This window comes from Bounagaea algeriensis (assembly GCF_054491375.1).
Genome location: NZ_CM137102.1, coordinates 2171807 through 2195583 on the forward strand (window position 1 = coordinate 2171807; position 23777 = coordinate 2195583).

At 70.5% G+C, this 23777-nt stretch carries 22 protein-coding genes and 1 pseudogene; 14 read left to right on the plus strand and 9 right to left on the minus strand.

Translation table 11 applies throughout. The features are described from left to right. Nucleotides 1-5: 5 nt before the first annotated feature. The 6 genes from ACVGV2_RS09805 (at nt 6) to ACVGV2_RS09830 (ending at nt 6598) form a co-directional block, all read left to right on the plus strand. Nucleotides 6-281, plus strand: a complete 276-nt coding sequence (locus ACVGV2_RS09805; RefSeq protein WP_459165741.1) for a sarcosine oxidase subunit delta — start codon at nt 6-8, stop codon at nt 279-281. Next, nucleotides 278-3118: a 2Fe-2S iron-sulfur cluster-binding protein gene (locus ACVGV2_RS09810; protein WP_459165742.1), complete on the plus strand. Its 2841-nt coding sequence runs from the start codon at nt 278-280 to the stop codon at nt 3116-3118. Before ACVGV2_RS09805 ends, ACVGV2_RS09810 begins: the two co-directional genes overlap by 4 nt. After that, nucleotides 3108-3698 carry a sarcosine oxidase subunit gamma gene (locus ACVGV2_RS09815; protein ID WP_459165743.1) on the plus strand — a complete coding sequence of 197 codons (591 nt, stop codon included), beginning with the start codon at nt 3108-3110 and terminating at the stop codon, nt 3696-3698. The genes ACVGV2_RS09810 and ACVGV2_RS09815 overlap by 11 nt, the downstream gene beginning before the upstream one ends. A 97-nt stretch (nt 3699-3795) precedes the next feature. After that, on the plus strand, nt 3796-4878 hold the full coding sequence (locus tag ACVGV2_RS09820; RefSeq protein WP_459165744.1) for an S-(hydroxymethyl)mycothiol dehydrogenase: 1083 nt from the start codon (nt 3796-3798) through the stop codon (nt 4876-4878). Then, the gene (locus ACVGV2_RS09825) at nt 4878-5507 is read left to right on the plus strand and encodes an MBL fold metallo-hydrolase (RefSeq protein ID WP_459165745.1); all 630 of its coding nucleotides are present in this window, start codon (nt 4878-4880) and stop codon (nt 5505-5507) included. The genes ACVGV2_RS09820 and ACVGV2_RS09825 overlap by 1 nt, the downstream gene beginning before the upstream one ends. Nucleotides 5508-5710: 203 nt before the next feature. Continuing rightward, entirely contained in the window at nt 5711-6598 is an 888-nt protein-coding gene (locus tag ACVGV2_RS09830) for a methylenetetrahydrofolate reductase (RefSeq protein ID WP_459165746.1), read from the plus strand. A 175-nt stretch (nt 6599-6773) separates the two neighbouring features. Here ACVGV2_RS09830 and ACVGV2_RS09835 read toward each other — a convergent pair whose 3' ends face one another. Continuing rightward, nucleotides 6774-7712 (minus strand): helix-turn-helix domain-containing protein, encoded by a 939-nt coding sequence (locus ACVGV2_RS09835; RefSeq protein WP_459165747.1) that lies wholly within the window; start codon nt 7710-7712, stop codon nt 6774-6776. 559 nt (nt 7713-8271) lie between these two features. Between ACVGV2_RS09835 and ACVGV2_RS09840 the strand changes: the two genes are divergently transcribed. The 3 genes and pseudogenes from ACVGV2_RS09840 to ACVGV2_RS09850 all read left to right on the plus strand — a co-directional run. Beyond that, a complete protein-coding gene (locus ACVGV2_RS09840; protein ID WP_459165748.1) occupies nt 8272-8769 on the plus strand; it encodes an aminoglycoside adenylyltransferase domain-containing protein in 498 nt (165 codons plus the stop codon). A 1376-nt stretch (nt 8770-10145) separates the two neighbouring features. Beyond that, nucleotides 10146-10409 (plus strand): hypothetical protein, encoded by a 264-nt coding sequence (locus tag ACVGV2_RS09845; RefSeq protein ID WP_459165749.1) that lies wholly within the window; start codon nt 10146-10148, stop codon nt 10407-10409. A 96-nt stretch (nt 10410-10505) separates the two neighbouring features. Further along, nucleotides 10506-10760: pseudogene (locus ACVGV2_RS09850) on the plus strand (SDR family oxidoreductase); the annotation flags it as partial. A 97-nt stretch (nt 10761-10857) separates the two neighbouring features. Here the strand turns inward: ACVGV2_RS09850 and ACVGV2_RS09855 are convergent. Beyond that, nucleotides 10858-11787 carry a LysR family transcriptional regulator gene (locus tag ACVGV2_RS09855; RefSeq protein ID WP_459165750.1) on the minus strand — a complete coding sequence of 310 codons (930 nt, stop codon included), beginning with the start codon at nt 11785-11787 and terminating at the stop codon, nt 10858-10860. A 97-nt stretch (nt 11788-11884) separates the two neighbouring features. Between ACVGV2_RS09855 and mdlC the strand changes: the two genes are divergently transcribed. Beyond that, the gene (mdlC, locus tag ACVGV2_RS09860; protein ID WP_459165751.1) at nt 11885-13462 is read left to right on the plus strand and encodes a benzoylformate decarboxylase; all 1578 of its coding nucleotides are present in this window, start codon (nt 11885-11887) and stop codon (nt 13460-13462) included. Between the two features lie 37 nt (nt 13463-13499). Further along, complete coding sequence (locus ACVGV2_RS09865; RefSeq protein WP_459165752.1) at nt 13500-14735, plus strand: MFS transporter; 1236 nt, start codon at nt 13500-13502, stop codon at nt 14733-14735. A 243-nt stretch (nt 14736-14978) separates the two neighbouring features. Here ACVGV2_RS09865 and ACVGV2_RS09870 read toward each other — a convergent pair whose 3' ends face one another. Next, a complete protein-coding gene (locus tag ACVGV2_RS09870) occupies nt 14979-15407 on the minus strand; it encodes a VOC family protein (protein ID WP_459165753.1) in 429 nt (142 codons plus the stop codon). A 206-nt stretch (nt 15408-15613) separates the two neighbouring features. Here ACVGV2_RS09870 and ACVGV2_RS09875 point away from each other — a divergent pair, with 206 nt between their 5' ends. Further along, on the plus strand, nt 15614-16690 hold the full coding sequence (locus ACVGV2_RS09875) for a tyrosine-type recombinase/integrase (RefSeq protein ID WP_459165754.1): 1077 nt from the start codon (nt 15614-15616) through the stop codon (nt 16688-16690). 135 nt (nt 16691-16825) lie between these two features. On the opposite strand, the gene ACVGV2_RS09880 is transcribed toward ACVGV2_RS09875, so the two are convergent. Next, complete coding sequence (locus ACVGV2_RS09880) at nt 16826-17335, minus strand: GNAT family N-acetyltransferase (protein ID WP_459165755.1); 510 nt, start codon at nt 17333-17335, stop codon at nt 16826-16828. A 265-nt stretch (nt 17336-17600) separates the two neighbouring features. Between ACVGV2_RS09880 and ACVGV2_RS09885 the strand changes: the two genes are divergently transcribed. Continuing rightward, nucleotides 17601-17996, plus strand: a complete 396-nt coding sequence (locus tag ACVGV2_RS09885; protein WP_459165756.1) for a hypothetical protein — start codon at nt 17601-17603, stop codon at nt 17994-17996. 303 nt (nt 17997-18299) lie between these two features. Here ACVGV2_RS09885 and ACVGV2_RS09890 read toward each other — a convergent pair whose 3' ends face one another. From ACVGV2_RS09890 to ACVGV2_RS09900, 3 genes are all read right to left on the minus strand, one after another. Further along, nucleotides 18300-19106, minus strand: coding sequence for an SAM-dependent methyltransferase (locus ACVGV2_RS09890; protein ID WP_459165757.1), 807 nt, complete (start codon nt 19104-19106; stop codon nt 18300-18302). 502 nt (nt 19107-19608) lie between these two features. Continuing rightward, nucleotides 19609-20304 (minus strand): acetoacetate decarboxylase family protein, encoded by a 696-nt coding sequence (locus tag ACVGV2_RS09895; RefSeq protein ID WP_459165758.1) that lies wholly within the window; start codon nt 20302-20304, stop codon nt 19609-19611. Nucleotides 20305-20427: 123 nt separating this feature from the next. Further along, nucleotides 20428-20730, minus strand: coding sequence for a hypothetical protein (locus ACVGV2_RS09900; protein WP_459165759.1), 303 nt, complete (start codon nt 20728-20730; stop codon nt 20428-20430). A 115-nt stretch (nt 20731-20845) separates the two neighbouring features. On the opposite strand from ACVGV2_RS09900, the gene ACVGV2_RS09905 reads away from it, so the two are divergent. Next, nucleotides 20846-21568, plus strand: a complete 723-nt coding sequence (locus ACVGV2_RS09905; protein WP_459165760.1) for a 3-keto-5-aminohexanoate cleavage protein — start codon at nt 20846-20848, stop codon at nt 21566-21568. A 24-nt stretch (nt 21569-21592) separates the two neighbouring features. On the opposite strand, the gene ACVGV2_RS09910 is transcribed toward ACVGV2_RS09905, so the two are convergent. Further along, nucleotides 21593-22315, minus strand: coding sequence for an alpha/beta fold hydrolase (locus ACVGV2_RS09910; protein WP_459165761.1), 723 nt, complete (start codon nt 22313-22315; stop codon nt 21593-21595). 286 nt (nt 22316-22601) lie between these two features. Then, on the minus strand, nt 22602-23042 hold the full coding sequence (locus ACVGV2_RS09915) for a VOC family protein (RefSeq protein WP_459165762.1): 441 nt from the start codon (nt 23040-23042) through the stop codon (nt 22602-22604). Nucleotides 23043-23777: the final 735 nt, after the last annotated feature.

Genomic DNA, 23777 nt, shown 5'->3' on the forward strand with positions numbered 1-23777 from the left:
CCACGATGCTGCTCATCCCCTGCCCGTGGTGCGGGCCGCGCAACGAAGTCGAATTCCACTACGGCGGCCAGGCCGGCGTGCCCTACCCGACCGATCCGCAGGCCGTCTCCGATGTGGACTGGGCGCAGTTCCTGTTCTACCGCGCCAACCCGAAGGGCCTGTTCACCGAGAGGTGGTTCCACGCGGCCGGTTGTCGCCGCTGGTTGACCGTGCACCGGGACACCAGCACCAACGAGATCCACGACGATGCCATGACCACGGCAAGGGCGGTGAGGCAGTGAGCACCGAGTTCAGACTGGCCGACGGCGGCCGGATCGACAGGAGCCGCACCCTCGGTTTCCGCTTCGACGGCCGCGACTACGAGGGACACCCGGGCGACACGCTGGCTTCGGCATTGCTGGCCAACGGGGTTCACCAGATCACCACCAGCATCACCCACGGGCGTCCCCGCGGCATCATGGCCGCCGGAGCGGAAGAGCCCAACGCGCTGGTGCAGGTCGAAAAACCCTTTCCCGAGCCGATGCTTCCCGCCACGACGGTCGAACTGCGCGACGGGCTCGAAGCCGCGGGCCTGCCGGGGCAAGGGCGCTTGGCCGCCGAGGCGGACCCGGCCCGCTACGAGGCGATGCACGCGCACTGCGACGTGCTCGTCGTCGGTGCGGGACCGGCCGGACTGGCCGCCGCGCTCAGCGCCGCTCGCAGCGGGGCGCGGGTGATCGTGGCCGACGCCGACACCGAGTTCGGCGGCAGCCTGCTGGGCAGCAACGACCTCCTCGACCGCGCACCGGCGCAGCGCTGGGTCCGGCGCGCGGTCGCCGAGCTGGAAACGACCGCGGAAGTCACCGCGTTGGCGCGCACCACGGTGGTCGGGCACTACGACGACAACTACCTCGTCGCCGTCGAACACCGGGGAGAGGAGGAGTTCGTCCGCCAGCGCAGCTGGCACATCCGCGCCGGCGAGGTGGTGCTGGCCACCGGGGCGCACGAACGTCCCCTGGTGTTCGCCGGCAACGACCGCCCGGGCACGATGCTGGCCGGCGCGGCGCGGACGTACCTGCACCGCTACGGCGTCCTCCCGGGGCGGCGCGCGGTCGTGCACACCACCAACGACAGCGCCTACGCCGCCGCGGTGGACCTGCACGACGCCGGTGTGGACATCGCCGCCGTCGTGGACGTCCGGCCCGTCGTCCCGACGGTGTGGGCCTCGCGGTGCGTGGAACGGGGCATCGCCATCCGCACCGGCACTGCCGTGCAGGCGACCTCCGGCACCGAGCACGTCTCCGGCGTCGACCTGCACCGCCTGCCGGCGGACGAGGGCACCTCGACGGACGCGGCCCACCTGCCGTGCGACCTGCTGCTGGTCTCCGGCGGGTGGAACCCCGCGGTGCACCTGCACAGCCAGGCACGCGGCACGCTGCGGTATTCCGACGAGATCGGGGCGTTCGTCCCCGACCGCGGCGCGCGCGGCGTGCGCACGGTCGGCGCGGCGGACGGCGCTCTGGCCACGGCCGAGTGCCTGCGCGCCGGGGCGCGAGCGGGCAGCGACGCGGCGCGGGAGGCCGGGTTCGAGGCCGCACCCGCCGAGGTGCCCGGCGCCCAGGCCGGTCCCGCGGCGGCACCGCAGCCCACGTGGCTGCCGCCCGTCCCGGCGGATCCCACCGGCACCGAGCAGTTCGTGGACCTCGCCCGGGACGCGACGGTGGCCGACATCCGCAAAGCCGTCGGCGCGGGCCTGAGCTCGGTGGAGCACATCAAGCGCTTCACCACGATCGGCACGGGCCACGACCAGGGCAAGACCTCGGGGACGCTGTCGACGGGCATCATCGCGGAATTGCTGGGCACGCACCTTTCCGAGGTGGGAGCCACCACGTTCCGGCCGCCCTACACCCCGGTCGCGTTCGCCGCGCTGGCCGGCCGGGACCGCGGCGACCTCTACGACCCGATCCGCGTGACCGCGATGCACGACTGGCACGTGGCGGCCGGGGCGCCGTTCGAGAACGTCGGCCAGTGGAAACGGCCGTGGTACTACCCGCAGGACGGTGAGGACATGGACGCGGCCGTGCTGCGGGAATGCCACGCGGTGCGCACCGGGGTGGGCATGCAGGACGTGTCCACATTGGGCAAGATCGACGTGCAGGGTCCGGACGCGGCCGAGTTCCTCGACCTCGTGTACACGAACAAGATGAGCACCCTCAAACTCGGCCGGATCCGCTACGGGGTGATGTGCACCGCCGACGGCATGGTCTTCGACGACGGCACCGTCATGCGCACCGACGAGCACCGCTACGTCATCTCCACGACCTCCGGCAACGCGGCGAACGTGCTGGAGCACCTGGAGGACTGGCTGCAAACCGAGTTCACGCACCTGCGGGTGCACCTCACCTCCGTCACCGAGCACTGGGCCACGATCGCGCTGGCCGGTCCGCACTCGCGCGAGGTGCTGACCCGCGCGGCCCCCGGCATGGACCTGGACAACGACAGCTTCCCGTTCATGTCCTGGCAGGAAGGTGTCGTGGCCGGCCGGTGGGCCCGGGTGTGCCGCATCAGCTTCTCCGGGGAGCTGGCCTTCGAGATCAACGTGCCGTGGTGGTACGGCCGCTCGGTGTGGCAGGCGCTGTACGAGGCGGGCGCACCGTTCGGCATCACGCCCTACGGCACCGAAACGATGCACGTGCTGCGCGCCGAGAAGGGCTTTCCCATCGTCGGGCAGGACACCGACGGGACGGTGACCCCGCAGGACCTGGGCATGAGCTGGGCCGTGTCGAAGAAGAAGGACGACTTCCTCGGCAAGCGCTCCTTCGCGCGGGCGGACACCGCACGCACCGATCGCAAGCACCTCGTCGGGCTGCTGCCCGCGGCCGACGGCCGCGTCGTCCCGGAGGGAACGCAGCTGGTGGAAACCGGGATCCTGCCCGAACCGCCGGTGCCGATGCTCGGACACGTGACCTCCAGCTACCGCAGCGCCGCGCTCGACCGGCCCTTCTCCCTGGCGCTGGTGCAAGCCGGACGTGACCGCATCGGCCAGACGATCTACGGCCACGTCGACGACCGGCTCGTGCCGGTCGAGATCACCGAGCCCGTCTTCTACGACAAGGAAGGAGCCCGTCGTGACGGTTGAGCTCCACGACGAATCCCCGCTGGCCGCGCACGCGGACGTCCTGGCTCAGCACGCGACGCCGAGGGCCCCGCGCATCGCCGAAGTTCCCTTCACCGCACAGGTTTCGCTGCGCGTGGACCCCAAGGGGCCGGCGGCCGAGCGCATCGGCACCGCGCTGGGCACCATGCTGCCGAACCAGCCCGGCCAGGTCGTGCGCACCCATCGGCTGCTCATCCTGTGGTTGGGTCCCGACGAGTGGCTGCTGGTCGGCCCGCGCGGCACCGCGCAAGACATCGCCGACACGCTGAACTCGGCGCTGGACGACGAGCACGGGGCGGTGGCCGACACCTCCGCGCAGCGCACGATCGTCGAAGTGTCCGGACCGAACACGCGCGAGCTGCTGAACAAGGGCTGTGCGCTCGACCTGCACCCGCGCAGCTTCGACGCCAACCGGTGCGCGCAGACGTTGCTGGCTCGCGCCGGCGTGATCCTGGCCTGCCGCGACGCGGAAACACCCACCTTCTGGCTGTTCGTGCGCGCCTCCTACGCCCGCTACCTCGCCGACTGGTTGACCGATGCCGCCGCTGAGTACCACAGCTGAGCGGTTCCGCAGCGCTGCGAGCCGAACCCTGGTCGGCTCGTGACGCTCGGAGCACCGAAGTGCCCTCGCAACGCAATCGACTGAACTGGAGCTGCTCGTGACCGAAGTACGAGGGGTCGTGGCGACCGGCAAGAACAAACCGGTCGAAGTGACCACCATCCACGTCCCGGACCCCGGCCCGGGGGAGGCCGTCGTCCGCGTGCAGGCCTGCGGTGTCTGCCACACCGACCTGCACTACCGCGAAGGCGGCATCAGCGATGACTACCCGTTCCTGCTCGGCCACGAGGTGGCCGGCGTCGTCGACTCGATCGGGGAGGGGGTGGGCCACCTCGAACCGGGCGACTTCGTCGTGCTGAACTGGCGCGCCGTGTGCGGCGACTGCCGCGCGTGCCGGCGGGGCCGCCCGCAGTACTGCTTCGCCACGCACAACGCGGCACAACCCATGACGCTCGCCGACGGGACCCCGCTCTCGCCGGCCCTGGGCATCGGCGGGTTCGCCGAGAAGACCCTGGTGCACTCGGGCCAGTGCACGAAGGTGGACCCGGCGGCTCGCCCGGCCGTGGCCGGGCTGCTCGGATGCGGCGTGATGGCCGGCATCGGCTCCGCGGTCAACACCGGCAAGGCCGGTCCCGGTGATTCCGTCGCCGTCATCGGCTGCGGCGGTGTCGGCGACGGAGCGATCGCCGGGGCCGACATGGCCGGCGCCCGGCGGATCATCGCCGTGGACACCGACCCGGAGAAGCTGAAGTCGGCGCGGGAGTTCGGCGCCACCCACGAGGTCAACGCTTCCGCGGCCGACACGGTGCAGGCGATCCGCGAGCTCACCGACGGCAACGGCGCCGACGTCGTCATCGACGCCGTGGGGATCCCGGAGACCTACAAGCAGGCGTTCTACGCGCGGGACCTGGCGGGCACGGTCGTGCTCGTCGGCGTGCCCGATCCGCAGATGCAGCTTCAGCTGCCGCTGCTCGACGTGTTCGCCCGCGGCGGCGCGCTGAAGTCCAGCTGGTACGGGGACTGCCTGCCCGAGCGGGACTTCCCGATGCTGACCGAGCTGTACCAGCAGGGACGACTGCCGCTGGACAAGTTCGTGACCGAGGAGATCGCGCTCGACGACGTCGAGGCGACGTTCGAGAAGATGCACCGCGGGGAAGTTCTGCGTTCGGTGGTGACGTTGTGATGAGTCTGCGCATCGACCACGCCACCGTTGCGGGCAAGTTCTGCCTCGACGGCGAAGTCCACGAAGTGGACAACAACATCTGGGTCCTCGGCGATGACCGCTGCTGCGTGGTCATCGACGCGCCGCACGACGTGGAGGCCATCCGCGAGGTGGTCGGTGGCAGGGAGGTGCGGGCCGTGCTCGCCACCCACGCCCACGACGACCACGTCCGCGTCGCTCCCGAACTCGCCGATGCGGTGGGGGCCCAGGTGCACCTGCATCCTGCTGACCTCCCGCTCTGGGAGCTGACCCATCCCGTCCGCAAGCCGGACGCCGAGCTCGCAGACCGCCAGGAGCTCTCCCTGCGGCGAGCCGACATCCAGGTCATGCACACCCCCGGTCACTCGCCGGGTTCGGTGTGCCTGTACTGCCCCGACCTCGGAACCGTCTTCACCGGGGACACCTTGTTCGCCGGTGGTCCCGGTGCGACCGGTCGGTCCTATTCGGACTTCGACACGATCACGGCGTCGATCCGGGACCGCCTGCTCATGCTGCCGGGGTCGACACGCGTGCACCCCGGGCACGGGCCGAGCACGACCATCGGGGAGGTCGTGCCGCACTTCGACGAGTGGGTGGCACGCGGGTACTGAACCGCGCCGGAGCGTCGAGGGCGCGCCTCGCCATCCCCGCCGGGGCGCGCCTTCGACAACAACTCTCGGCAGCACCGCTCGGCACCAGCGAGCTCACGCCGCCGTCGTCGCGCCTGCGCCCGTGTCGGGTGCCCGCTGCGCCGAGCCCCGAATCCGGCACCTGCGCTTCGCACCTGCTCGAACACTGGGAAAGGGGTCCGTCGATGGAACCGCCACCGAAGTCCGCGCGCGGCGATGCAGAACTGCCCGCAACGGCCCGCCGGAAAGCAGGCCTGCTCGAGGCGTTGCGCAACACCAGCTACGAGGTGCTGCCGTTCGAGAGCACCAAGGACGAGGTCCTCGCCCACGTGCCCGGTGACGTCGCGCTGACCGTCACCACGACGGAAGCGAAGGGCATCGACGCGACGATCGAGCTGGCCATCGAACTCAGCAAGAACGGGTACCGCGTGGCTCCGCACCTGGCTGCGCGTCTGGTCCGCGACCGCGAGCACCTGGACGACATCGCCGTGCAGCTGCAGGAGTTCGGCGTGGACGGCGTTTTCGCCATCGGCGGCGATGCTGCTGAGCCCGCCGGCCCGTTCCCGGACGCGGCGAGCCTGCTGATCGCCCTGCAGGAGCAGGGCCACGTCTTTTCCAGCATCGGCATCGCGGGCTATCCGGAAGGGCACGGCACGATCAGCCAGCAGCGCATCGACGACGCGTTGCGGAGCAAGGCCGTGCTTGCCGACGAGATCACCACCCAGCTGTGCTTCGACGCCGACGCCACCGTCGGCTGGGCGCGGGAGGTGCGGGCCGGTGGGGTGCGGCTTCCGATCCGGGTGGGGCTGCCCGGGGCGATCAACCGGCAAAAGCTCATCCGCATCTCGGCCGGCCTCGGGCTGGGACAATCCGCCAAATTCCTGAAGAAGCAGTCGAACATGTTCTGGCGGTTCTTCCTGCCCGGTGGTTACAACCCGGACAAGCTGGTCCGCAACGTGGCGCGGCAGCTCGCACGTGGCGGTGGGAACATCCGCGGATTCCACATGTTCACGTTCAACGAGCTCGCCAGCACCGAGAAGTGGCGCCAACGCTGGATGTCCGCGCTGACGTGATCCGCACGGGTCCGACCGCCGTGCGCAGGTCCGCGGCGTCACCGGGTCCGCAGCGCGGGTTGGCACGTGCCCAGCCGCTGCGCGGTCCGGGCAGGACAACCACGGCACGTCCGAACCCGCGGGTGGCCGCACCCGGCAATGCCGAGCGCGGCCACCCGCCGTGGAAACCGAGCCGTCACCGGGCGCGCAGCGCTTCGGCCAACCAGCCGGCGGCGGGCGTGGTGCTGGGCTGCTGCGGCCAGTCGTTGATGACCGCCAGCAGCTGCCAGTAGCGTTCGTAGCGCTCGTCCCCGGAGCTGTCGAACAGGTGCAGCAGCCAGGCGCGGAACTCCGGCCCGTCGGACCGGCCGGTGTGCCGCGCGTAGGCGGCGACGAGCTCGTCCACGATCGGCTCGGCCTGCGGCGACTCCGGCGGGATCCCGTCGGCGAGGGCCTGCCCGGCGCGCTGCTGCAGCAGTACCGCCATGTCCCGGTGGCTTTCCGGGCTGGGCTGGCCCACCTCGCCGATCGCGCGGGCCTGTTCCTGCGCGGCGCGGCGCAGACTCGCGCGGAAGTCCTCGTCCTGGACGAGCTGGCCGAGTTCGATCCAGGCGTCGAGCTGCTGCTGCGACGGGTCTTCGGGCAGCTCCGGCATGGCCGCCCGCATCTGCGACATGAAGTCCGGCCCCAGGTCGAGATCGCTGAACGTGTCCTCGAGGAACTCGGTGATCAGCCTGCGGCGTTGGGCGGCGGACAGTTGGGCGAGCGAGTGCATCAGTGCAACCTCCTGCGGTGCGGCGGTGTCCCGGTCGGCGATCGCGTGCAGCACGGACCGCTGCAGCCGCATCGTGCGGATCTGCACCTCGAGCGCGGCCGCATGCGTGCGCGCCACGTCGGCCAGCGCGGCGTCGCGGTCGAGCACCGCGCGGATCGTCGCCAGGTCGACGTCGAGGTCGCGCAGGCTGCGCACCAGGGCGAGCCGCAGCTGCGCGTCGTGCCCGTAGAGGCGGTAGCCGGCCGGGGTTCGGTCAGCCGGCGGCACCAGGCCCTCGTCGGACCAGAACCGGAGCGTTTTCACCGCAATGCCGGTCGCCCGGGCCAGTTGTCCGATCGTGAGCAGGTCACCGTCAGCCATGTCCGCCACCGTGGAGTCTCCCGCCGCTGGAGAGTCAACCGCGGAGCAACCTACCCCGACGGGAAGCGACCGGCGAGCGCGCCTCGTCCCCGGTCGCCTGCGGAGTCGGCGCCCTGGAACGCGCGGACAACGGGCTCGTTCGCTGTGCTCGATGGTGAACTGCGCTGCGGCTTGCTGAGACGAACCAGCCTTTCGGCAAGCGGCCTCGGCGGGGTTCGGTGGCTGCCACCCGCGGGCGTGCGGCAGGCTGGTGCCGTGTCCATGTCCGGTGCGGATGCGGTGCAGGAAGCTGCGGTCGTGCGGCTGGTGCGGTCGGTGCTCGGTGATGACGTGCTCGGCGTGCAGCGCTACGGCTCGGCAGTGCACGGCGGGCTGCAGCGCTTCAGCGATCTCGACCTGCTCGTTCTCACCCGGCGAAGGACCGCCGCCGGCTCCACGGCGCGCGCTGGTGGAGGGACTGCTCACCATCTCGGGGGCAGAACCCGGCGCGCGGCCACGGCCGGTGGAGCTGACCGTCGTGGTCGCAGGCGACGTGCGACCGTGGCGGTATCCGCCACGCGTGGACCTGCAGTACGGCGAGTGGTTGCGCGCCGAGCTGGCCGCCGGCACCGATCCGCCGTGCGGCCCGGATCCCGACTTGGCGATGCTGCTGGCCGCGGTCCGCGACCGCGGGGTCGCGCTGGTCGGTCCGCCGGCGACGGAGCTGCTGGATCCGGTGCCGCACGGTGACCTGGTGCGGGCAGTGCTCGACGCGCTGCCGGAACTGCTCGCCGAACTGCACGCGGACACGCGCAACGTGGTGCTCACCCTGGCCCGGATGCTCGTGACCGTGCAGACCGGGCGGATCGTGCCGAAGGGAGAGGCCGCCGATCGGGTGCTGCCCCGGCTCGCCGACCGTGCGAGGAACGTCCTGGCACACGCCCGCGCCGTGCACGTCGGCGAGCAGCAGGCACTGCCCGCTGACATGCCCGGCCTCGAGGACTTCGCCGCGCACCTGGCGGCGGCGATCCGAACCGAAGCCGGAGCCGGGGAAGCTCCGGGAGACGTCGAACGCTAGGTGGCGGACTTCGACCGCGGCGAACCAGTCGTCCGGCTGACAACCGCCCATCGCAGGGCGGGAGACGTTCACGGCCTCGCCGACTGCTTTCCGTGCGGACCTCCAACACGGCTGGGCGGTACGCGTCAGGAACGCGCACCGCATCGAGGAGTCTGCGCAGCCGGTGGCACTGCCACCGGCAGGTCCGCGGCTTGCGCCGCCGCGGCCGCTCGCGCGCGTGTCCTCTCGGCGCGCTCGGCCGGGTCGATGTCCGGGCACGTCTCGCACGCACCGTGGCCCTCGCCCAGTCGGATGAGGCAGCAGACGTGCCGCTGGTGCACCAGCGCCGTACCCGCGTCGAGTTCCAGTTCGGCGAACCGCACCAGAGGGGGCCTGCGCGGGCCAGCCCGGCTGCCGGAGGAACTGCTCGGCGACCGCGCTCAGCCGCGCGCGGTCGGCAGGGCCGCAGCGGCGGTGCAGCGTGCCGAACGCTCCCGCGCACGACGCGGCGATGCAGCCGAAGGCGACCCTGTCGGTGATCCGGGTGGCGGCGCGCACGGCGTCGACCACGGGACGCATGTGCTCCACGAGGACCGCGTGCGCCACTGCCGCGACGGAACCGCCCGTCGCGGCATCGGAGGCCTCCGGAGCGGACACCGATGTCGTGTGGCCGCGGTCGTCGAGCTGCAGCCACCAGCGGCTGTGCTGCACGGACAACACCTGTCCGGTCTGCACCCACACGCCCAGCACGGCGAGCGCGAACCGACTGGCGTAGTGCTGCAACCCGCACGCGCCACCGACCGGCAGGTGCGGCGTGCGCAGCCCATCGCTGTACGCCCGCGCCAGGTGGTGCCACACGTCGGGGTCGCGGAGCAGGTCGGCCCGCAGCCAACCCGGTGGCGCCGGTGCGGCCGGGGGGTCCGGAATGGAGTTTTCCGGCCTGCTCGGCGGTGCGATCGGCGCGTTCGTGGGTGGGGCGGCAAGCCTTTGCAACGCGTCGTCGACGGGTCCGGCCGGCATGGTTCGATCCATTCGCGTTTGCAGGGCAGTCCTGCTCGAGGCTCTCATCGACGGCGCTGCGACCGTGTGGGCGGGCGCGGTGATTCGGTGGCGGTGTGGGCCACCCGGACAGCCTCGAGCCGCCAGGTCAGGATGCGGGTGCAGCTCGGACAACGGGGGCGAGGTCCGCCAGAACGGCCCCAACGTCAGCTACCGAAGCGGTGACCAGTCCCATGCCGCAGCCGGCGACGAACGGCCCGAGCGGGGATGCCGCTGAGGCCTCCACCAGCTCACTGCCGACAACCACCCAACACGGGTGATCGGCGGCAGCGGCGTCATGACCCGCCCTCGCGCTCGTCGTCCCCCCAGCACGGACGCGACGTCGAAAGGGGACCACGATGTCGGAGACGACCCTGATCGCCACGCTCGCCGCGCACATCGACGAGCTGGGCGGCGGCTGGATGCCGCTGCAGCGCATCGCCGACTGGTTGGGCTGGAGCACCTGCGAACAAGCCCTCTACCTGGACATGTTGCAGACGATGCTGGAATGCGCCCCGTGGCACGTCCCGTGCAGCTCGGCGCACGGCGGGGCGGTGGTCGACGCCGGCGAACTGCGCACCCGCACCCGGCAACTCCTGCACGGACGGCACGGCGCGGCCTGACCGGCACCGCGGAGAAAGGCCGCGACCAGCCGCGACTGAGCGTGGCAAGATGGCGCCGTGATCGATCCACAGCTCGAGCAGCGCGTCGTTCTCATCACTGGTCCGGACACCCTCGAGGCTCTCAGCGGTGCGGGCCTGGAGCGGCACTACCGCGTGAACGCGATCGCACCCGGTCCCGTCCAGACAGGATGGATGGACGAGGACCTCGTCGACCGGGCCGCAGCCATCGTGCCCATGGGCCGCGTCGGTCGTCCTGCCGACATCGCCGACGCCGCAGTTTTCCTCGCCTCCCACCAGGCACGGTGGATCACCGGTCAAGTCCTGCAGGTCGCCGGCGGCCACGCCCTCTGAGCCAGGCCGAACGCAGCCACCATCGCCCGGGGCGTGAATCGCGCGGTGCGGGCCGAGCTCGCGGACCCGGCAGCACGCACGTCCGCCGGGTGCTGCCTCAGCGCCGATCGGGAGCCGCCTCGCCGTGGCGCTGTTCGGCGAGAGTGCGCTGCAGGAAATCGACCAGCCAGCGCTGAGCGGGACTGCGGGAACGGTCGGGCAGCGCGTACAGGGCGATGTCCAGTGGCTCCAGACTGATCGGCAGGTGCAGCAGGCGCACCGGATGGCTGGCGGCGTAGGCGCGGCCGGCGTACTCGGGCACGACCGCCACCAGCTCGGAGTCCTGGACCAGGTAGGGCAGCACGGAGAAGTTGGTGACCTGCAGGGCGACGTGGTCGGAGAGCTCCAGGGTCTCCAGCGCGAGCTTGGGTCCCACGTGCCCCGAGGACGCGTCGACGAGGATGTGTCGTTCGGCGCGCAGCTGCGCAGCCGCGACCGACTGCTCGCGCAGACGCGGGTGGTCCTCCGCGACCATCGCGAGGTAGCCCTCGGCGAACAAGGGGATCCGGCGGAGCTGGGGTGAGGACAGGACCGGTGTCGCGATGAACGCGTCCACCTCGCCGCGACTGAGCTGCCGGGGGGAGTCGGCCGTGTCCAACGGCCGCACCACCAGCGAGACCCCGGGGGCTCGCGTCCGCAGCGGCCGCAGCAGCTGGGGCAGCAGGGACGCCTCACCCAGATCGGACAGACCCACCGTGAAGCGCGTCCGCGCAGTGCTCGGGTCGAAGGCGTGGACGGGGTCGATCGCGTGCTGGATCCCGGCCAGGGACTGCTGCAACGGCTCGTAGAGCCGGTCCGCCATCGCGGTGGGCACGAGTCCGTCCCGGCTGCGGCGGAACAGCTCGTCGCCGAAGTGCCGCCGCAACTTGCCGAGGCCGTAGCTCACGGTCGGTTGGCTCACGTGCACGGCCTCGGCGGCCGCGGTGACGCTGCGGGTTTCGTAGAGCAGCACGAACGTCCGGACCAGGTTGAGATCGAAAGCAGTCATATCGATGCATTCAATGCAGCTGCAGAGGATTATCTATTGGATTATTGATACGCCTGCTCCCTACGGTGTGGCAAGCCACAGCCGTCAGGAGGTTGCGATGCGGGTTCGCGATGTCGCGCACGAGATCATGCGCCGGTACGGGATCACGACCATCTTCGGCAACCCCGGCTCCAACGAGCTGCCCTTCCTCACCGGCCTGCCCGAACCCTTCCGCTACGTCCTCGGACTGCACGAAGGCGCCCTCGTGGGCATGGCCGATGGATACGCCCAGGTGACGGGCCGGCCCGCGCTGGTCAACCTGCACGCCGCATCAGGCACGGGCAACGCCATGGGGGCGCTGACCAACGCGGTCCACGCCCGGACGCCCCTGGTCATCACCGCAGGCCAGCAGGTGCGCCCCGCAATCGGCCCGGAGGCGATGCTGTCCAACGTGGAGGCCACCCAACTCGCCAAACCCCTGGTCGGCTGGGCAGGTGAGCCCAGCTGCGCGAACGACGTCCCGCGCTCCTTGGCCCAGGCGATCTTCGAGGCGGAGCTGCGGCGACGACCGACCTACCTGTCCGTCCCGTACGACGACTGGGAAGCCGAGGCGGACACCAACGCGCAGGCGGTGTGCGCCCGTTCCGTCGAGCACTCGGCACAGCCCGGCCCGACGCAGCGCGCGCGGATCGTCGACGAGGTGCGGGCGGCGAAACGCCCGGCGCTGGTCCTCGGAGGGGACATCGACACCGACGGGCTCTTCGACGAGGCGACCGCGCTCGCCGAACGGCTCAACGCCCCCACCTGGGCCGCGCCGTCGCTGTTCCGGTTGCCGTTCCCGAACCGGCACCCGCTGTTCCAGGGCGTCCTGCCCGCCGGCATCACCCCGGTCGCCGAGGCGTTGCAGGACCACGACCTGGTGCTGGTCCTCGGGGCACCCGTGTTCCGCTACCACGAGCACCTCCCCGGCCAGTACCTGCGTGCGGGCACGCGGCTGCTCCAGATCACCGATGACGCCGAGGCCGCGGCACGTGCACCGTTCGGCGAGGCCGTCGTGACCCCACCGGGGGCGGTGATCCGCGAGCTGCTCACGGCGCTCGCGGACGAACCGGCCGGAACCTCCGCGTACACCGCGCCGGCCGCCCCGGCCGAAGGTACCGGTGTCGCGCTGCACCCCGAGCAGGTCTTCGCCGCGCTGCGCGACACCCAACCCGCCGCGACCCGTTACGTCGTCGAGTCGACCTCGACCAACGGATCCTGGTGGCGCCAGATGGACCTGCGTCGCGGCGGATCGTACTTCTTCCCGGCCTCCGGGGGCTTAGGCTTCGGCATTCCCGCCGCCGCGGGGGTGGCCCTGGCACAGCCCGATCGGCCCGTCGTGGGCGTGATCGGGGACGGCTCGGCCAACTACGGCATCACCGGTCTGTGGACCGCTGCGCAACTGGGACTGCCGGTGACCTACGTACTGCTGCGCAACGGCACCTACGGCGCGCTGCAGTGGTTCGCTGACCTGCTCGAGGCCGCCGACGCGCCGGGGACGACGATCCCCGGCCTCGAGTTCACGCGCATCGCCGAGGGATACGGCGTATCCGCGACCCACGCCCACGACCTGGACCAGTTGCGCGCCGTGCTGGCCGAGCCGCCCGCAGGCCCCCGCCTCGTCCAGGTCGACACCCTGACCACCACCCCCGCCTGACGGGGAGAGGACCAACGTTCCTGTCGGGAGAGACACCATGATCCGCGCACCGCGCTCGTCCTGGCCGGCCGTGCTGTGCTGGCTGACCGTCATGCTGGAAGGCTTCGACCTGGTCGCGCTCGGCGCGAGCAGCCTGGCGCTGCGCAGCGACGGGCACCTGGAGATGACCGCGGCAGACCTCACGATGGTCGCCACGATCTCGCTCGTCGGAGTGATGATCGGCGCGGCCTTCGTGACACCGCTGGCCGACCGGATCGGGCGTCGCAAGGTGCTGATCGGTTCCGTGGCGAGCTTCTCGCTGTTCACCTTCCTGATTCCCCTGTCACCGAGCGTCGGGGTGTTCGCGGTGCTGCGGCTGCTGGCCGGAGTGGGACTCGGATCGTGCATGCCGACCGCGCTGGCGGTCATGTCCGAATACCTCCCGGCCGACCGCCGCACGCGGGCGAACACCACCACCATGACCGGCTACCACTGCGGCGCCGTGGCAGCCTCGTTGCTGGCCATGGCCGTTCGCGACAGCTGGCAGGTGCTGTTCTACGCCGGCGGAGCTGCCGGACTGGTCCTCGCCGGCGTCCTCTGGCTGAAGCTGGCGGAGACGGCAGCGGTGCACGCACCGGCCGAGCCCGCCGAGAAGATCACCGCGCTGGACCTCCTCCGCCCGCGGTTCCTGCGGAGGACCCTCGCGGTCTGGGTGAGCACGTTCATGGGGTTGCTGCTGGTCTACGGCCTCAACACCTGGTTGCCGAGCCTGATGGAAACGGCGGGCTACAACGTGTCGACCTCGGTCACGCTGCTGTTCGTCCTCAACGCCGGCGGCGTCCTCGGCATGCTGCTGGCCGGTTACCTGGGCGACACCCGGGGGATCTCGCGCACCGCTGTGCTCTGGTTCGCCCTCGGCGCGGTGTTGCTGGCGGCGCTGAGCATCCGCATCCACTCCAGCGTGCTGCTCAACCTGGTCATCTTCCTCGCCGGGATCTTCGTCTTCTCCGCGCAGGTGCTCGTCTACGCCTACGTCGCGCAGTCCTACCCGGCCCGGATCCGGGGCACGGCGCTCGGACTCGCCTCAGCAGTCGGGCGGCTCGGAGCCATCACCGGCCCCCTCATCACCGGATTCCTGGTCAGCACCGGTGTGGCATACCCGTGGGGCTTCCACTTCTTCGCGATCGCCGCGCTGCTCGGGCTGGTGGCCATGGCCGCGGCACCACGGGTCGCGCAGAGCGCGGGAAGCACCCGCGAGCATGCTCCGCGCAACCCTGTTTCCGAGCGGGGTTGACCGACTCCCGCGAACTGCCGATCAGATGCGTCGCTACGACAGGTAAGCCCGCTCGCCATCAATCCTGGTTCGCGGTCAACACCGCACCCAACTCCAGAATCCGCGAGCCAGCCGGCACCGCAGACGCCTTGTCGCGAGATCCTGACCACGCCCTGCAGGAGTGCCGTGGGGTTTCCCGCCTGCTTGGCCGCGGTACAGCCGGAGCCGGGTTGGAAGCCACAGGTGAACGTGCATGGCCGGGCCTCATGACCGGGCCGGCAACACGCACAGCTCGTTGCCCGACGGGTCGGCATAGATCCGCCACGGTAGTTCGCCCCAGTCGGGGTGGAGCTCATGGCCGCCGCGTTCGGTGATGCCTGCCGCGACTGCGCCGGGATCGTCTCCGGTCCCGAGCCGGATGTCGAGGTGTCGTGCCCCAGCCCGAGCAACCGCTCGACCTCGTCGACCTGGCTGACCCCGCCGAGGAGGTCGAGGTGAAGTCGCGGCGGCTCCGGAGGGCGGCTCGCCGACGCGCTGGAAGCACACGTCGAGCACCGGCCCGCCCGCGACGGCAATCCGGGTCTCGAAGATGTCCGGCTCGTCGGTGAGTCGCTGACCACCGATCACCGCCTCCCAGAACCGGCCCAGCCGCTGCGGTTCGACGGCGTCGACGATCACGTTCTCCAGGTACATGAACCCACCGTAGTCCTCAGCAAGCGACGAGATCACATGCTCTCGCCATTTTGCGGCTGGCCGCAGCAACTGGAGAACTGGGCCGACTCGCCCCTCATCTCGCGCGCCTCAGGATTCCATAACCGTTGATATAACGTAACAAACTAAACGAAACAGAATGCTGACGAGGGGAGAAGCCGTGCGGATCCCCGCGCATAATCGCGCTTATGCGCGATACGATGATCGCGATGGCGATCGAGGGACAGCGGCCGCGCCCCATGACGAGCGCGGGGCCAACGGAATTGCTCAGCACGGAAACGCGCACGGGCCACCGCCTTGGCGCGCTGGTGGCAGCTTGGCTCGGCTCGTTCAGCGAGTCCGCGGCCACGCGCGATGCCTACGGCCGGGACGTGCACGAGTACCTGAGCTGGTGCTTGCGCCGCGAGCTGGATCCGCTGACGGTGCGGCTGCCGGAGGTGCAGATGTACGCCACGGAACTGGCCGACACCGAACACTCCCGCACCGGTCGCGTGCTCGCCGCCAGCACCCGCGCGCGCAAGCTCGCCGCCGTCTCCAGCTGGTACACCTTCCTCGTGCGCGCCGGCACGATCGATGCCAACCCCGCTCGCGACGTCGCCCGCCCCCGCTACGACCGGAGTCATTCGCCAACCGGCAGCGTCTCCGGCCAACAGGCCCGCGGCATGCTCACCGCCAGTCGTCAGTACGCGCACCGCACCCTCGACGAGAACGCCGCGGCCGTGGTCATGCGGCTGCTGGTCGACCTCGGCGTGCGCGTGTCGGAACTGTGCCAGGCCACCGTCGGCGATCTCGGCACGCGCGAGGGGATGCGCGTGCTCACCGTGCGCATGAAGGGCGGCACCACCCGCACGCGCCCTCTGCCGTCGGCTGCGGCCGCCGCGATCGACCGGCATCTGGCCACTCGCTCCGGGACCGGGGATCGGGACCCGTTGGTGATCACCCGTGCGGGCACCCGCGTGAGCCGGCACCAGGTCTACCGCCTCGTGCAGCGCATGGCCGAGCAGGCCGGCGTTTCCGCCCCGGAGCGCATCACCCCGCACGCGATGCGGCACACCTTCAACACGCTCGCCCGGGAGAGCGGGGCCGCGCTGGAAGACCGCCGTGACGCGCTCGGTCACTCCTCGGCCGCGATCACCCAGCTCTACGACCACGTGGCCTTGTCGTTGCACCAGGACCCCGCGCACCTGGTCGCGGCGACCACCGACACGGCCCCAGCAGACCATGATTCACCGGAACATCCCCCCGAGGAAAATACGTCAAAGTGACGAAATTGGGGCGGGTTCGCCTGGTGCGGAACGGGTGCTCCACGCGCTCGGTGACCTCCATCGCCATCGGACTGCGCCGACGCGACAGGTGCGGGCCGACCTGTCGTCCACTTCGGGACACGTCACCAGGCCCGGTCAGACGCCGAAGGCTGCCGGGTACTGGATCGTGCCGGCGGCCGTGGGCCGCTGCGGGTCGAGGGCGAGGGCCATGATCTCTTCGTCAGATACGTCGAAGGGCGCGTGGATGTCCAAGCGGGAAGCGGGGACGAAGCCGAACCGCGGGTAGTAGGCGGCGTGGCCGAGGACGACCACGGTGTTCTCGCCCATGACGCGGGCGGCCTGCAGCGCGGCGCGGATGGCCGCAGAGCCCGCGCCCTTGCGCTGCTGGGTGGGCAGGACCGCGCACGGGGCCAGGGCGAGCGCGGCCTGTTCGTCGATGTGGCACCGCGTGAGCAGGGCGTGTCCGACGACGCTGCCGCCATCGGACACGGTGACCTGGGAAAGCCCGTCAAGCCACGCCTGTCGGTCGGCGCGCAGCTTCTCGACGAGATCGGCTTCCTCGGCGGTGGGGAAGGCGGCGAGGTTGACCTCACGGATGGCGGAGACGTCGGCAGCGGTTTCGGGACGTGTGCTCCAAGAGTTCATGGTGGACGTTCTCACGGGGTGTTCGCCTGCTCGGGCGTCGCGTCGGCCGGCACGGTTTCCAGCCTGCTCTCAACGACATCGGCTGTCGAACTCAGTCACTGAGAAGGGCTCATCTGCAGCGACACACTCCGCGCTACTCGCTGTCACGTCCTGATGGCCGAACACGCCGCTCCAGATCCCACCGTCTCACCAGGGCCTGTTTCGCCTTGGCACAGGTCGGTGGTGTTCGGCTGAAGCGATGTGGTTGCGGTTCCCACCCCGCGGAGTGATCATCCGTGACGACAAGACTTATCCGCAGCGGTGGAACACGGTCAAGGTCGGCGAAGATGAATACGGAAACGACATCATTCGCATTGAGCAGTCGAACGAAAACGGGACGTTCCGCGTGGACGTTGGTAGCGACAGCCCCGAGGCCGATGCCAACCCCGTCCTGCTCAAGCAGGCCAACGACTCTGATCGACAGAAGTGGCGCGTGTGGAAGGACGTCGCCGGCGAAGGTCGTTTGCTGAAGCTCTGCTCGCACGTGGACACGTCAGTCGTGATGTGTGTCTACGACTACGGCGGATACTGGGATCTTGTTGTCCGAAACAGGGAGATTTCCTCGGTTGATCGCCTCTGGTACTTCAACGACCGGGCGCACAGGGAAATCATCCCGAATTGATCGAGGACCGCCGCCGGGAAAGTGCTCCGGAGTTGGCGGCTTGCTGTCAGCCGAAAGCCGAGAACGCTCACCGGCGTCCGGTCACGGGGTTGGCGGCGTTGCGGCACGTCAACATTCGTAGCTGGTTTTGCATTCCTGGGCATGCCCAGGAATGCAAAACCAGGAAGCAACTCCCACCAACGATGAGCAGGCGCCCGGTTCGGAGAAGCGGAACATCGGTGAACTACGGCAACGAGTCACGTCGCGCCCGCGGACATCCGGCGGTGCCAGAACTGCTCGGACGACGCACTCCCGCGGGCCGGGTCAGCGCTTGTAACCGACGGCGCCGTACTGGGCCACGTGGGCCGCACCGGGATCGTCGGGACGCCATTGGGCACACGAGACCAGGCCGGGTTCAAGCAGCGTGACACCGTGCAGGAGAGAGCTGATCTCGGCGTAGCTGCGAGGGATGATCGGCGGCACGGCGTTCTCGTTCCACTCGTCGATCCCCTCGGAGTGCCCCGGTGGGGCGTTGTCCCGGGTGGGGTGGGTGACCAGCAGGTAGCTGCCGGCAGGCACCGCGTCCAGCAGCGCGTCGACGACACCGCGGGCGTTGTCCAACCCGGGCACGAAGTTCAGCAGCCCCAGCAGCATGACACCGACCGGTCGGGAGAAATCGAGAGTGGCCGCAGCCTGGGCCAAGATCGCGTCGGTGTCGCGCGCATCGGCCTGGATGTAGTCGGTGGCACCTTCGCCGCTGCCTTGCAGCAGGGCACGGGCGTGCACCAGCACAAGCGGGTCGTTGTCCACGTAGACCACGCGGGATTGCGGTGCCAGCGCCTGGGCGACCTCGTGGGTGTTGTTGGCGGTGGGCAGCCCGGTGCCGATGTCGAGGAACTGGCGGATCCCGGCAGTGGTCACGTGGGTGACCCCTCGCCTGAGAAAGCTGCGTTCCTCGCGGGCGAGGGTGACGATGCCGGGGAAGTGCTCGGCGACCGCAGCGCCGACCTGCCGGTCGACATCGTAGTTGTCCTTGCCACCCAGCCAGTAGTTCCACACCCGCGCGTTGTGCGCCTCGCTGATATCGATGGAGGAGTCCTCGCTGGGCAACCGCTGCGGCATCTCCGACATGACACTCCCGTTCCACCGGTGGCTGCGACGGTGATCAGCCTATCCGCTCGGAGTGCCGCAGTCATACCACCGCCACCCACAGATCAGGGTTGTGGCACGTGTGTCACGCCCGCGATGTGGGTGGCGCGGCCATTCACTGTCCTTCACTGGTCCCGGGCACGGCCAGCGCCCTCGGGTTGACCGGTGCGGGCCGGCTGGCACACCGTCGCCCGCATCTGCAGCGTCTCAGCCCACACCCGGCCGGCGCTGCGAACGGCACGGGACACGTCCGCTTGGAAACGACGCATGACAACCCCCTTCTTACCGGAGTGGCACGAGGCGGCTGACTACTCAACCGGCATTCTACGGATTACCACGCACACCGACCAACAAACCCGAAAAGCCCGGCGCCGGCGTCGTTTTCCCGCGGACCCGATTCGCGCGCCCAGAGGCGAGTTCCTGCTGACGGGTGCTCGCACGCCGCGTCCCGACACCACCGACCAGTACCGCGCCCGAAACGAGGTCAAGCCCGGTGACGGTCGATCGCCAAGCCGAACAGCACCGCCGCGTCCGTGATCGCCGCACCGGCCACCGGCTGCACACCGCGCAGGAACCCCAACGGCCCGTCGGCATCGAACTCCCACGCGGCCCGCATCCCGCGCAACCGCCCCAGCAGCAGGTTGTGCGCCACGACGCTGCGCTGCTGCCACACCTGCGCCGTCGACAACGGCACACGGCGCCGCCCCGGCAGCAGCACCCGCCCGTCCCGCGCCCACAACCGGGCCACCGGACGATCATCCACACGCAACACCGTGTCCGTGACCGCACCCTCCACGCTGCGCTCGAACACACCGAGCCGCTTGGGAACGCCCCACAGCTCGCGACCACCGTGCTGCGAACGCTCGCTGTCCACCCAGATCCGCGGGATCGAACAACGCCACCGCACACCCCGACGCACCGCCACGGCCAGCAGCAACTCCTCGTACTGCAACACCCCGCCCGGCACGTAGTGCGCGAACGCCACCCCGAGCGTCACCCGCCCACCCGCGGTGCTCAGCCGATGCCCCGGCGGCACGTGCGCGAACACCTCCCCGGGAACCGCGGCCACCGGCACGCGAAACACCGACATCCGCAACGACCCGCCCAGCAACCACGGCCCCGGCGGATAAGCCACCCCCGTGGCACTGCGCCACCAGCCCGAGCACTCCACGGAGCTCATCGCCCCTCCCACCGACAGCCGAAGACCACCACCCAGCCTGCGCACCCGACCGCACGGAACCAACCCGCAGCGGAGGAAGACCGGCGGGCGAGGGGAGAGGGCGCAGCGCTCACGCCGCAGCGCTCACGCCACCGAACCGGCCCAGAACACCCGCCCCACCTCGGACAGGTGAAAACCCTCCGGCGCCGACTCCACCAATCCCAGCTCACGCAACCGCCACACGTCCGACTTCACCCGCGCCACCGGCCGGTGCACCTCGGCAGCCACCTCCGCCGCCCGCACCGGCCCGTCAGCCAACCGACCCAGCAACCACCGCGTCCACGGCCCCCGATGACCCGACGTGTCCAACCGCGCCAACCCGCGCTCGATCACGTCCCGCTGCCGCTGCGACAACCACCCGTCACGGGCGTAGACCCCACCACTCACAGCACCCACGGTAACCGCAGCAACCACCCACCGACGACACCACGAACACACCCCGATCCTGCACAGCGCAGTGAACCGACTACCCAACGGCGCTGACAGCGGCGACAATGGCCCCATGTTGCAGGTCTGCCTCAACGGAGCACGCGCAGCACGGGAACACTTCGACCTGCCCGTGCGCGCCGAACAACTCGCGCACGCCGCCGCCAACGCGGTCGCCGCCGGCGCCACCGACATCCACCTGCACCCCAAAGGCCTCGACGGCACCGACGACCTCACCGCCCCCGCCGTGGCCGCCACGCTCCGCGCCGTCCGCGCCGCCGTCCCCGGCGTCCGCGTCGGAATCACCACCGGCTCGTGGACCATCCCCGAACCGAACGCCCGCATCCGCGCCATCCGCGCGTGGACCGTGCTGCCCGACCACGCCGCGATCAACTGGCACGAACCCGGCGCCGACGACATCGCCCGCGCCCTGCTCGACCGCGGCATCGGCGTCGAAGCAGGCGTGCACTCCGGCACCGACGGCGACCAGCAGTTCCTGCGCTCACCACTGCGGCACCACGTGCTGCGCGTGCTCGCCGAAGTCACCGACCCCACCGCCCGCGGCGCCGAACACACCGCCGAATCCCTGCTCGAACGGCTCCGCCCCGCAACCGCGCCGATCCTGCTGCACGGCGAAGGCCCCGGCTCCTGGACCGTCCTCGACGTCGCCGCCCGCCGCGGCCTGGCCAGCCGCATCGGCCTGGAAGACACCCTCCACCTGCCGGACGGTGACGTCGCCACCGACAACGCGGCCCTGGTCACCGCCGCGCTGCACCGGATCGAAAGCCGCGTCGGCTGACCCGGCGGCACGACCCGGTACGGCTCAAGCAGAAGTGTCGCCACTGGCCGTGACCACGTCCGCGACAGCACCGGCCACCAAGTCCGGACGACTCCAATTCGGACAGTGTCCGGTCGGTAGCACCACCGTCGACACCGACTGCCACGGCACCTGCGACGACACCAGCTCGGGCAGCCGGTCCTGCGCGCACCGCAACACCGTCGTCGGCACCGACCGCCACGCCGCCGCACGCACCCGCTGCGTGCCCACCTCCGGATTGCTCGGCCGCAACAACGCGCACGCGTCCCGCACCCGACGTGCCGAACAGTCGTGCAGCAGCGCGTTCCGCGCCGACTCGTCCGTCAACTCCACCAACCCGTCGGTGCGCCACCGCACCTCCTCGCCGACGGCCGACGGGGCCGGAGTGGGCGAGAGGTCCGCCATGCTCTCACCCGCATCAGGCATCGCCGCAGCCATGTACACCAGATGCCGCACCGCGGGATGCGGACCCGCAGCCGCCTCCGTGATCACCACACCGCCGTAGGAGTGCCCGCACAGCACCGCCGGCCCGGACAACTGATCCAACACCGCCCGCACGTGCGCGACATCGTCGTGGAGATCACCTGGTGCGTGGAACGATCCGCCCGCCCCGCTCGGCAGATCCACAGTGATGCTGGGAACCTGCCGCGCCTCGAGATCCGCCACCACGTCCTGCCACGACCACGGACCCAGGAAACTGCCGTGCACCAGCACCACCGTCGTCGCCATGCCGAAACGCTAGCGCGTCACCGCGGAGAGCGACACTCCGCGGCGCGCCGCCCCGTCACGGGGCCGTCCACATGCGACACCGATCGCGACATGCCGGGACCGGACGGCTGCTCGCGCTGCGAACGCGCACCCGCACCGAGGCCCGGGGAAGGACGGTGGGAGCGGATGGCACCCCGACCGGTCCGTTGTCGAGGCCGCGTCGGGGAGCGCCGATCCGACGGTGCAACTGCGGTTCCTGGCCGGCCCGAGGGCGGGGCGTTCGGCGCCCTCTGATCCGACTGCTGGTTCACCCGAGTTCCTGAGCCAGCCCGACGATGATTCCCTCCGGGCCGCGCACGAAGCACAGCAGGTAGCTGTCCTCGAACTGCGCCACCTCGCCGACGAGCTCGGCACCGTGGGCGCGAAGCCGGGGGAGGACCTCGTCGAGATCGTCCACGGCGAACATGATCCGCCGGATCCCCAGGGCGTTCACCGGCGCATCCGCCGGCTCGGCCCGGATCGCCTCGGGCTGGTGGAACTCGGACAGCTCCACCCGGCCGTGCCCATCGGGGGTGCGCAGCATCGCGATCTCGGAACGCGCGTCGTCGATGCCGATCACGCGGTCCGCCCAACGTCCTTCGATCGTCGTGCGGCCTTCGAGCTCCATGCCGAGCTCGGTGAAGAACGCGATGGCGGCCTCCAGGTCGTCGACGACGACGAGCACGTTATCCATCCGCTGCAGCGCCATGCCCGGCAGCGTAACCCGCCCGCTGAGGGCTGGCACCGTTCGACGATGCGCTGTCGGAGGAGGGGCCGCCGATTCGTACTTAACATAATGTGCATTATCGGCTCAGCACGTGCCGCTGGTGATCAATTGCGAGAGCGGTTCGCGCGGCCTGCTGGTGGGTCTCTGCGTGTGCGGCGCGGGACCGGCCGCGCTTCGGCGTTGCGTGTCGGTCCGGGCTGCGAACGGCCGCTGCGTGCACGAGAGCTGCTGAGACGTCGTTGTTGATCACGATGCAGGCCGACGGGCTGTGCTGACCTTGAACCGCGGGTCGGTGCCTCGGGTGTCAACGGTCCTGCGGTGGATTCCTTGCCCCGAGAAGCCACCCGGCACTGCGCCCGGCGCGGCTGTGCGGTGGCACCGCACCGCTGTCGCCTTCCTTTGCAGCGCGCACCCCGGTCCATCATATTTCGTCACCGTGTCGGATATTGCCTATCCCGGGGCGTGTCTGCGTGCGCCCTCGCAATGCGGCCGATCATGCTTCGGAGCAGCCGGCCGATCCGGCGCTGCAATCGGCGCGTCGATCAGCCTCGGCGCGCGGCGCGTTCGTTCGTGGCCGTGTCGGCGCTCGGTTCCAGCACAGCGCGTGGGATGCCGACGCCGGGTGAATGAGCCTGCTCGCCAGGGAAAACAGGCAGGTGCGATCCGCTGCGTGGCGCAGTCGTCGTGCTCCCGCCTGCCCCGCCACCTCTCGCCCGC